The sequence below is a fragment of the Stenotrophomonas maltophilia group sp. Smal12 genome (assembly GCF_037079935.1).
In the GTDB taxonomy this organism is placed as follows: domain Bacteria; phylum Pseudomonadota; class Gammaproteobacteria; order Xanthomonadales; family Xanthomonadaceae; genus Stenotrophomonas; species Stenotrophomonas sepilia.
Window position 1 is genome coordinate 1 of sequence record NZ_JBAWUK010000084.1, and the last position, 9,957, is coordinate 9,957.

At 65.9% G+C, this 9,957-nt stretch carries 8 protein-coding genes; 2 read left to right on the forward strand and 6 right to left on the reverse strand.

Annotation, left to right across the window (positions count from 1 at the left end):
- Positions 1-579: 579 nt before the first annotated feature.
- Positions 580-1,563, reverse strand: coding sequence for a LysR family transcriptional regulator (locus tag WDC87_RS21145; protein WP_061479313.1), 984 nt, complete (start codon positions 1,561-1,563; stop codon positions 580-582).
- 209 nt (positions 1,564-1,772) lie between these two features.
- On the opposite strand from WDC87_RS21145, the gene cysK reads away from it, so the two are divergent.
- Together cysK and WDC87_RS21155 are read left to right on the forward strand one after the other, a co-directional pair.
- Entirely contained in the window at positions 1,773-2,732 is a 960-nt protein-coding gene (cysK, locus tag WDC87_RS21150) for a cysteine synthase A (RefSeq protein WP_061479314.1), read from the forward strand.
- A 210-nt stretch (positions 2,733-2,942) separates the two neighbouring features.
- Positions 2,943-3,542 carry an O-acetyl-ADP-ribose deacetylase gene (locus tag WDC87_RS21155; RefSeq protein ID WP_065185299.1) on the forward strand — a complete coding sequence of 200 codons (600 nt, stop codon included), beginning with the start codon at positions 2,943-2,945 and terminating at the stop codon, positions 3,540-3,542.
- Between the two features lie 91 nt (positions 3,543-3,633).
- Here the strand turns inward: WDC87_RS21155 and WDC87_RS21160 are convergent, their stop codons facing one another.
- The 5 genes from WDC87_RS21160 to WDC87_RS21180 all read right to left on the reverse strand — a co-directional run bounded on the left by WDC87_RS21160 (position 3,634) and on the right by WDC87_RS21180 (position 9,581).
- The gene (locus WDC87_RS21160) at positions 3,634-4,779 is read right to left on the reverse strand and encodes an ABC transporter substrate-binding protein (RefSeq protein WP_180867398.1); all 1,146 of its coding nucleotides are present in this window, start codon (positions 4,777-4,779) and stop codon (positions 3,634-3,636) included.
- Between the two features lie 129 nt (positions 4,780-4,908).
- Positions 4,909-5,913 carry a class I fructose-bisphosphate aldolase gene (locus tag WDC87_RS21165; RefSeq protein WP_019660018.1) on the reverse strand — a complete coding sequence of 335 codons (1,005 nt, stop codon included), beginning with the start codon at positions 5,911-5,913 and terminating at the stop codon, positions 4,909-4,911.
- A 197-nt stretch (positions 5,914-6,110) separates the two neighbouring features.
- On the reverse strand, positions 6,111-7,577 hold the full coding sequence (pyk, locus tag WDC87_RS21170; protein WP_005418863.1) for a pyruvate kinase: 1,467 nt from the start codon (positions 7,575-7,577) through the stop codon (positions 6,111-6,113).
- Positions 7,578-7,755: 178 nt separating this feature from the next.
- Entirely contained in the window at positions 7,756-8,409 is a 654-nt protein-coding gene (locus WDC87_RS21175) for an HAD hydrolase-like protein (RefSeq protein ID WP_072168481.1), read from the reverse strand.
- Entirely contained in the window at positions 8,406-9,581 is a 1,176-nt protein-coding gene (locus tag WDC87_RS21180) for a phosphoglycerate kinase (protein ID WP_072168480.1), read from the reverse strand. The genes WDC87_RS21175 and WDC87_RS21180 overlap by 4 nt, the downstream gene beginning before the upstream one ends.
- Between the last annotated feature and the right edge of the window lie 376 nt (positions 9,582-9,957).

The following is a 9,957-nucleotide window of genomic DNA, read 5'->3' on the forward strand; positions in this document are numbered from 1 at the left end:
GCAAGTACCCCTCCGGGGCCCGGCCCAGCCGCTGGCGGCTGTGCGTTCGGGCGCTTGCGAAGCAGTGCTTCGCAAGCAAAGCGCCCTCACCCATGTAAGCTCGGTCGCCGCATCCATGCGGCTCACGCCCCCGCAACCGGACCCACCCCGCCTTCGACAGATCTCTGCGGTCTGCAGTAGATCCACGCCATGCGTGGATGAATCTCCATCGGAATCGAATATTTCGAATTGGAATCGAAAAGCATCCACGCATGGCGTGGATCTACCGTGTCGACCAAGGTCGACACCTGCCAACAGCCGCCGGAATGTGTCAGAGGTGGGGCGGTGTCGGAGTGCGGGGTGTCAGCCGCATGGGCCCGAGGCATGCCTCGGGCGGGTTGGGCAGGACGCCCAACCCCGGTCTTGCCGTGTGCGCAGGAAAGCGCACACGAGCAAGCGGCTGCCAAGCTTACAGGGACGTACTTGCAGCGTCCCCGCATTCCGACACCGCCCCCCCAACCCACGGAATGCACGCTTCTGCTGTTGCTGTTGCTTGAATGTCGTAGCGGGTGCAGGGCGGCACGCCCTGCTCGACCCACCTCACACCGTGATGGTCTGGGTCAGTGACTCCCAGGTCGGGGGCACCGGCCACGCTGCGGCCTGGTTGCCATCCAGCACCCGCCGCAGGTCGCGCGGATCAATCTGTGGGGCCAGCACATGCACCAGCTCCAGCGCGTAATCACGCAGCACGCGGTCGCGCGGCAACACCGCCCAGGCGATGCACTCGCTGATCGGATCCGGCGCCGGCCACGACCTCAGGTCTTCGTCATTGGAACTGACCGCCATCTCGGCCAGCAGGCCTACGCCCAGCCCCGTGCGCACGTAGGTCTTGATCAGGTCGGCATCGAGCGCGGTCAGCGCCAGGTCGGGCACCAGCCCATTGGTGGCGAAGGCGCGTTGCAGGGATGAGTTCGGTCGGGTTGAGGATTCGTAGCTGATCAGCGGCTGGCGGGCCAGCGCGGCCAGGTCCGGTGCGCGGCCGGCGCGGTCCAACGGGTGGCCCTTGGGTACCACCACCAGGCGTCGCCAGCGGAACAGCGGCACTGCGATGCCATCGGTTGGCTCACCGCCTGCGGTGCTGATGATGGCGATATCGGCGTCACCCTGGTTCAAGCGGTCCAGCGCGTCGGTTTCACCGGCCTGCTGCAGGTGCACGCTGACCTGCGGATAGGCCTGCTTGATCGCCGCCACCGCCGGCGGCAACACGAAGCGCGCCTGGGTGTGCGTGGTGGTCAGGATCAGCTGGCCCTGGCTTTCGCGCCGCTGGTTTGCCGCGTACGTACGGATGTTGTTGGCTTCGGCCAGCACCGCGCGGGCACGCGCGATGACTTCGGTTCCGGCCGGGGTAACCGACTCCAGGCTGCGCCCCTTGCGCACGAACAACAGGAAGCCGAGCTCGTCCTCCAGCTGCTTGAGCTGCTTGGAGAGGCCGGGCTGGGTGGCGTGCACGCGCGAGGCGGCCAGCGTGATGTTCAGCTCGGCGTCGGCAATGGCTACCAGGTAGCGCAGCTGGGTCAGCGTCATGGGCAGGCAGGCGGCATGGGGCGGACGTCCACTCTAGGGTCAATTGCCGTCACCAGCTTATAACCAAAGGTTGTTTAAGAAAGGTATCTGGTCATTTCCGGGCGTCATATGCCGGCGCTACGGTCAGCCGGCAGCCGCTGGCCTGAACGGCCAGCCCTCCCCCCTTCGCCCGCCGTAACCCGGCGCGGCCCCGTTTCCGGAGCGCTCCCATGGCCCTGTACGACTCCATCCTCGATACCGTCGGCAACACCCCCATCGTCAGGCTACAGCGCCTGGCGCCGCCACAGGTCAGCGTCTACGCCAAGGTCGAGTCGTTCAACCCGGGCGGCTCGGTGAAGGACCGCCTGGCACTGGCGATCATCCTCGATGCCGAAGCACGTGGCCTGCTCAAGCCGGGTGACACGATCGTGGAGGCCACCTCGGGCAACACCGGCGTAGCACTGGCGATGGTCGCCGCCGCGCGCGGCTACAAGTTCGTGGCCACCATGGTCGAAACCTTCTCGGTCGAGCGCCGCAAGCTGATGCGTGCCTACGGCGCCAAGGTGATCCTGACCCCGGCCGCCGAGCGCGGCAGCGGCATGGTGCGCAGGGCGGCCGAGCTGGCCGAGCAGCACGGCTGGTTCCTGGCCAGCCAGTTCGCCAACCCGGCCAACCCGGCGTATCACCGCAACACCACCGCTGCCGAGATCCTGCGCGACTTCGCCGGCAAGCGGCTGGACTACTTCGTCAGCGGCTGGGGCACCGGCGGCACGCTCACTGGCGTAGGCGAAGTGCTGAAGGTGGCACGCCCGCAGACCCGCATCATCGCCACCGAACCGGCCGGCGCCGCCCTGCTGAAGGGGGATGACTGGAAGCCGCACAAGATCCAGGGCTGGACCCCGGACTTCGTGCCGGACGTGCTCAACCGCGACGTAGTGGATGAACTGGTCTCGGTCGAAGATGATCGCGCGATCGCCACCGCGCGTCGCCTGGCCGCCGAGGAAGGCATCTTCGTCGGCATCTCCGCCGGCGCCACCGTGGCCAGCGCGCTGGACATCGCTGCCCGCGCTGAACCGGGCTCGGTGATCCTGGCGATGCTGCCGGATACTGGTGAACGTTACTTCTCCACACCGCTGTTCGCCGATGTGAACGAAGGATCCGACGACGACTGGCTGGCCGGCCTGCCGTAACAGCCGGGGTCAGAGCCTTTTCCGTTCGGAAAAGGATCCGGCTCCTTCCCGCTTCAGCCTGCGTGAAGGCGTCGCCCGCCATCGTGCGCGAAGGCCGTTGGATCGCAGCGCGTGAGACGGTCATGACGCAGCATCGATGCCCTGTCCCCTACCGTGGGAACAGCCGGCGCAGATGCTGCGCGGATCACCTCACAGGCAGGAGACGGACGCATGAAGATCGAGGTTTGGCAGGGCGACATCACGACCCTGGCGGTGGATGCGATCGTCAACGCGGCCAATGAAACGCTGCTCGGTGGCGGCGGTGTCGACGGCGCGATCCATCGTGCGGCCGGGCCCGCCTTGCGGGCCGAATGCGAGCAGTTGCCGGAGCTGCGCCCGGGCGTGCGTTGCCCGACGGGTGAAGTGCGCGCCACCGGTGCCCATGCGTTGCCGGCGCGCCATGTACTGCACACGGTAGGCCCGGTCTGGCACGACGGCCAGCGCGATGAACCGGCGTTGCTGGCCAACTGCTACTGGAAGTCACTGCAGCTGGCCGAATCACTGGGCGTGCACTCCATCGCCTTCCCGGCGATCAGCTGCGGCGTGTATGGCTACCCGTTGTACCAGGCCGCGCAGATCGCTGTCACCGAAACACTGGCCTGGCAGCGCAGCCATGCGCAACCGATGCGCATCGTGCTGGTGGCGTTCAATACCGCAACGGCCAAGGCCTACCAGCAGGCGTTGAGCGCCGCCGGGCAAAGTGCTGACAGCGAACCGCGTGGGTCGCTGCTGCCGCCCCTGGGTGATGCGGGCCTTGCCGCCGCGCACTGAATCCGGCGGTCAGCGTCAAGGAAAAGGCCGGGCATTGCCCGGCCTTTCCTGTAGCACCGTTGTCCACACTCCCACGGAGTGTGGAACACGTTCAACGGCTGGCAGCTTCCACCGCGGCGGCATCATCGGCCACAGCAGCGGCGGCGTCGGCAGCAGCACTTGCCGCCGAGGCCGCAGCCTCGTCGGCGCTGGCGCCGTCCACCTGCACGCGTACTTCCACCATGCCCGCGCCATTGCTCAGGCTGGACACCTCGACGGTGTAATGACCAGCCGGCAACGCTTCTTCCAGGCGTGCGTTGGTATCGTTGCCACCGTCATCGTCGGTCAGTTCGACATCGCCGCCAACCACGCGCAGCACGGTATCGAGCTGGCCGGAGATCGCATCCAACCGCACATTGGTCGGACGGTCCAACGTCAGCAGGAAGCGGCGGACGCCATCGTTGTCGAGCATCGTGTACACGCTGCCGGACTTCGGCAATGCGGTGCCATCGCGGTCGACCAGGTTGCCCGGCAGCTCGATGCGATTGGCCGACAAGGTGAACATGCCACTGACGCCGTCGCCGAGGCCGCGCGCGGTCAGCGTGTACTTGCCCGGCTTCAGTGACAGGGTCAGGCGCGAGTTGGTGCTGTCGCCGCCGTCGTCATTCTCGGCATCCACGCCCTGCCCGGAAAGCTTCAGCACCGGGTCGAAGGCATCCGAGACCAGCCGGATCTCGTACAGGCCCGCCTTGTCCACCTGCAAGGTGTAGTCCTGCGAGTTGCTGGCCAGCATATCGACGATCTCGCCACTGCCCACCAGCGGCTTGCCGTCGTACGGCTTCAGCTTCTCGGCGCGAAGGCGATAAGGGCCGAACGCGGTCGGGCCATCGGCGTTGACTGCCACCTGGTAGGTACCACTGCCGTTGGCGCGGAAAGCCAGCGAGACGTCCCCCTCGCGCTCATAGCCGGTGTTGCTGGTGGATACCAGGCTGCCATTGTTGAAGACCGCAATCGAGCCGCTGAGGGCACCAGTAAGCTTCAGGCCGACCAGATCCCTGTCTTCCAGCTTGATCTGGTAGAGCTGGTGATGGCTGCCGTCGTTGAAGTTGATGCCGCTGCGCGAGGTGATCTCGCCGGAGACCGGCTTGTCGAAATCGAGCGACGCGGCCTTGCCGGCATCCGCGCCGCCGCCGATGCGGTTGCACCCGCCGGCGACCAGGACCGTGGCTACGGCCAGTGTGATTGCTGCCAAACGCATGTTGTTTCTCCTTGGCCTTCCATGTGGTTCCCACGCACCGGCCAGGCGCATGGGGGCGGAAAAGATACCCGCAAAAGCAAACGCCGGCGTGATGCCGGCGCTGCCTTGTTCATCCAGCGATGGGACGGATCAACCGTTCCACTTGCCCAGCGCCGCCAGGCCGTTGTCCCTGGCGCGCTCGTACACGGTCTTCTGGGCAGCAGCGTAGTTGCCCTTCATGTCCTTGGCCCACAGCTTCAGCGCGGCCTGCTGCATGGCGCGGCCGTAGGAGAAGCTCAGCGGCCACGGCAGGTTGCCCAGCTGGTTCATCGCGTTCAGGTGCTCGGTGGACTGCTCGTCGCTCTGGCCACCGGACAGGAACACCACGCCCGGCAGGATCGCCGGCACGGTGCTCTTCAGGCACATCACGGTCGACTCGGCCACTTCCTCGACATCGGCCTGCTCTTCACAGTCCTTGCCGGAGATGACCATCGACGCCTTCAGGATGGTGCCTTCCAGCAGCACGTTCTGCTGGTACAGGGCGTCGAACAGCGAACGCAGGGTGGCTTCGGTGACTTCGTAGCAGGTCTCGATGTCATGATCGCCGTCCATGATCACTTCCGGCTCGACCATCGGCACCAGGCCGCATTCCTGGCACAGCGCTGCATAGCGGGCCAGCGCATGGGCGTTGGATTCGATGCAGGTACCCGACGGGATGCTCTCGCCGATGTTGATGACTGCACGCCACTTGGCGAAGCGCGCGCCCAGCTTGTAGTACTCCTGCAGGCGCTCACGCAGGCCATCGAGGCCTTCGGTCACCAGCTCGCCCGGGCAGCCGGCCAGCGGGTGCGCACCCTTGTCCACCTTGATGCCCGGAATCATGCCGTGGTCGGCCATGTACTTGGCGAACGGCACGCCGTCCTTGGTCGACTGGCGGATGGTTTCGTCAAACAGGATGGCGCCGGAAATGTGCTCGTTGAGCTTCGGCGTGGTCAGCAGCAGCTCGCGGTAGGCGCGACGGTTCTCCTCGGTGTTCTCGATACCGACGCCGGCGAAACGCTTGGCGATGGTAGCGGTGGATTCGTCGATCGCGATGATGCCCTTGCCCGGGGCGACCATGGCCTGGGCGGTTTCAGCCAGCTGTTCGATGCTCATGTATTTCCTGTGGCGGGTGCGGGAAAAACACAAGTATAGCCCCGCGGCCCGTTGCCTCGCCGTAGAGGACAGGATGGAAACGCTTCCAATGTCCGCACCGGACACGCCGTGTCCCGCCGTAGGGGGTCAGGGCCCCTGCGGGGATCCGACCCCGGGGTCGGATCCGCAACGCGGCGCCGGCCCCAGGGCAGCATTACTTACAGGTCGCCCAGGCCGATGGCGCGGCCGTCCTCACCCACTTCCAGCAGGCGCAGGGTATTGGTGGCACCGTGGGTTTCCATGTGCTCGCCACTGGTGAACACGACGCGATCACCGGCCTGCAGCAGTTCCGATTCCACCAGCAGGCGGATGCTGCCGCGCGCGGCTTCGCGCGGGGTCAGGCCGCGGCTGTCGAAGTTGATCGGGAACACATCGCGCATCAGCGCCATCTGGCGGCGCGCGCCGTCATGGCGGGTCACCGCGAACACCGGCGCCTTGGCGCGGAAACGCGACAGGTAACGCGCCGTGCCACCGGATTCGGTCATCGCCACGATCGCGCGCACGCCCACGTGCTGCGACAGGAACATGGTGGCCATGGCAATCGCCTGGTCGGCACGTTCCAGGTTGCGCGGCGATGCGTTGAAGTCGGTCTCGGTCTGGAACTGGCGCTCGGCCCCCAGGCAGATGCGTGCCATCGCTTCCACGGCCTTGACCGGGTAGGCGCCAGCGGCAGTTTCCGCCGACAGCATCACTGCGTCGGTGCCGTCGATGACCGAGTTGGCCACGTCCAGTACTTCGGCGCGGGTCGGGATAGGGCTTTCCACCATCGACTGCAGCATCTGCGTGGCGGTGATCACCACCTTGTTCTGCGCCAGCGAGGCCTTGATGATCTTCTTCTGCAGGCCCGGCAGCTCGGCATCGCCGATTTCCACGCCCAGGTCGCCACGGGCGACCATCACCACGTCGCTGGCCTCGACGATTTCTTCCAAGTTCTCGATTGCCTCGGTGCGCTCGATCTTCGACACCAGCGCGGCATCACAGCCGTGCGAACGGGCGATGTCGCGCGCATCGTTCATGTCCTGCGCATTGCGGCAGAACGACACGGCGATGAAGTCCACGCCGATCTTGGCAACGATGCCGATCAGCTCCTTGTCGCGCTCGGTCAGCGCACCCAGCGAGAGGCCGCCGCCCTGCTTGTTCAGGCCCTTGCGGTCGGACAACACACCATCGTTGAGCACGGTGTTGACGATACGGTCGCCCTGCACTTCCACCACCTGCAACTGCATCAGGCCGTCGTCGAGCAGCAGCACATCACCCGGGCCGACGTCCTGCGGCAGGCCAAGGTAGCTCACGCCCACCTCGCTGGCAGTGCCCGGGCCGGCGTTCTCGCTGGCGATCAGGTCGAAGCGGTCGCCCGCCTTCAGCTGCACCTTGCCTTCGGCGAAGCGCTCGATGCGGATCTTCGGGCCCGGCAGGTCGGCCAGGATGCCCACTTCCACGCCCACGCGGGCCGCAGCGGCACGCACTTCGGCGGCGCGCTTGGCCTGGCCGGACGGATCGCCATGGCTGAAGTTCAGGCGCACCACGTTGACGCCGGCGCGGAACAGATCCTCCAGCACGCCCGGCGGGTCAGTGGCCGGACCGAGGGTGGCAAGGATCTTGGTGCGACGCTGACGCTCGAACATGGTGGATGGGCCTCTCCCGGTAAAGAACGGAAATTAGCACATCCTTCACGCCGCATGTATACGGTTACAGCCTTGTGCCGCCTGACTTCGCGGGTCATGGAGCGGACATCGTCCGGACATACGCTGGCGCAGGGGGGCGGTTCTGTGGGGCCGAGCATGGGCTCGGCTCTACAGGAAGCTAGGCCAGCAGCGTTTCCAGCTGCGCCGGCTCACGTGCCAGCTGACTGGCACCGGCTTCCGTCAATTCCGCCTCTCCGCCAAAGCCCCAGAGCACGCCGACACTGCGCAGGCCATGGTGGCGCGCGCCTTCGATGTCCATGCGCCGGTCGCCGATCATCCAGCACTGTGCCGGCTGCACCTGCAGCCGGCGCAGTGCCTCGCCGACCAGTTCCGGCTTGTGGCTGCGCGAGCCATCCAGGGTTGAACCGACGATCTCCTCGAACAGCCCACCGAACGGCAGGTGGGCGAGGATGCGGCGCGCGTGCGGCTCGTTCTTGGCGGTGACCACCGCCAGCCGGTGTCCACGGCCATGCAGCGTGCGCAGCGTGCCTTCCACCTGCGGGTACACCGTGTGCTCGCGCCAGCCTTCGACGTCGAAGCGCTCCCGGTAGTAGCCCACGGCCCGTTCCACCCGCGCCGGTTCGACGAACAACGGCGCGAAGGTGGTGCGCAGCGACGGACCGATCCAGCCCAGCAGGGTTTCCCGCGGCGGCACCGGATGGTCCATCTTCTGCAGCGCATAGGCGATGCAGGCGGTGATGCCCACCTGCGAATCGATCAGCGTGCCGTCGAGATCGAAGAACAGCACATCCTTGCCGCGCTCGGCACTCATGCGCCGCGCGCGTCGAGTGCGGCGACAGCCGGCAGGGTCTTGCCTTCCAGGAATTCCAGGAACGCACCACCACCGGTGGAGATGTAGCTGACGTCCTTGGCGATATCGAACTTGTCGACCGCCGCCAGGGTGTCGCCACCGCCGGCGATGGAGAACGCCTTCGAGCTGGCGATCGCGCGGGCCAGCGCTTCGGTGCCCTTGCTGAAGGCTTCGAACTCGAACACGCCGACCGGGCCGTTCCAGACCACGGTGCCGGCCTTCTCGATCAGCTGCGCGTACTGCGCGGCGGTCTGCGGGCCGATGTCCAGGATCAGGTCATCTTCGGCAACGGCATCGACCGCCTTCACTTCCGCGGCAGCGTCGGGCAGGAACTGCTTGGCGGTGACCACGTCAACCGGCAGCGGAATGTCGGCGCCGCGCGCCTTGGCATCGGCCACGATCTTCTTCGCGGTGTCCAGCAGGTCCGGCTCGTACAGGGACTTGCCGACGTTGTAGCCAGCTGCGGCGATGAAGGTGTTGGCGATGCCGCCACCGACGATCAGCTGGTCGACCTTGCCAACCAGATTGGCCAGCAACTCCAGCTTGGTGCTGACCTTGCTGCCGGCGACGATGGCCAGCAGCGGCTTGGCCGGTGCATCCAGTGCCTGCGCCAGCGCGTCCAGCTCGGCCATCAGCAGCGGGCCACCGGCCGCGACCGGTGCAAAGCGGATGACACCATGGGTGGAGGCCTGCGCACGGTGCGCGGTACCGAAGGCATCCATCACGAACACGTCGCACAGGGCGGCGTACTTCTTCGACAGGGCCTCGTCGTCCTTGCCCTCGCCGACGTTCATGCGGCAGTTTTCCAGCAGCACCAGCTGGCCCGGCTGCACGTCGACGCCGTCGACCCAGTCGCGCACCAGCGGAACTTCGCGGCCCAGCAGCTCGGACAGGCGCTGGGCGACCGGTGCCAGCGAATCGGCCTCGCTCCACACGCCTTCCTTCGGGCGCCCCAGGTGCGAGGTGACCATCACCGCCGCGCCCTGCTCCAGCGCGCGCTTGAGCGTCGGCAGCGAAGCGGTGATGCGCTGTTCGGAGGTGATGCGGCCATTCTCGATCGGCACGTTCAGATCCTGGCGGATCAGCACGCGCTTGCCGGAGAGGTCGAGGTCGGTCATGCGGACAATGGACATGGGCAACTCTTTGGCTCGGGGACGGGATGCCGGTCTGCGGCAGACGGCCATTGTATCGGGTGCGGCTGGTGGGAGGGCCGATGCCTGCGGCAGGCAGAGGCGAAGGGCAAATGCAACAGCAACAGCAACGGCCAAAGCGCTGGCGCTTCGTGGTGCTGTGAGTGGGCCCGGGTGGGGGGGGGGGGGGGGGGGGCCCCCCGTTTAAAAAAAAGACGCGTTTTTTGCCCCCAAAAAACTGTGTTATAAAAAACAAAAAAAAAAACACCCCCCCCTCCAAAAACAAACTGAGATTTTAATATTATAAAAAAAAAAAAAAATTTTTTTTTTTTTTAAAAAATTTTATTATACTCCCTAGATCTTGTTGGTTTATCTAAAT

Coding starts and splice junctions, on each gene's coding strand:
- WDC87_RS21175 (WP_072168481.1), bottom strand. CDS start 8,409: ATGAGTGCCGAGCGCGGCAAGGATGTGCTGTTCTTCGATCTCGACGGC.
- WDC87_RS21155 (WP_065185299.1), top strand. CDS start 2,943: ATGAAGATCGAGGTTTGGCAGGGCGACATCACGACCCTGGCGGTGGAT.
- WDC87_RS21180 (WP_072168480.1), bottom strand. CDS start 9,581: ATGTCCATTGTCCGCATGACCGACCTCGACCTCTCCGGCAAGCGCGTG.
- cysK (WP_061479314.1), top strand. CDS start 1,773: ATGGCCCTGTACGACTCCATCCTCGATACCGTCGGCAACACCCCCATC.
- WDC87_RS21145 (WP_061479313.1), bottom strand. CDS start 1,563: ATGACGCTGACCCAGCTGCGCTACCTGGTAGCCATTGCCGACGCCGAG.
- pyk (WP_005418863.1), bottom strand. CDS start 7,577: ATGTTCGAGCGTCAGCGTCGCACCAAGATCCTTGCCACCCTCGGTCCG.
- WDC87_RS21160 (WP_180867398.1), bottom strand. CDS start 4,779: ATGCGTTTGGCAGCAATCACACTGGCCGTAGCCACGGTCCTGGTCGCC.
- WDC87_RS21165 (WP_019660018.1), bottom strand. CDS start 5,913: ATGAGCATCGAACAGCTGGCTGAAACCGCCCAGGCCATGGTCGCCCCG.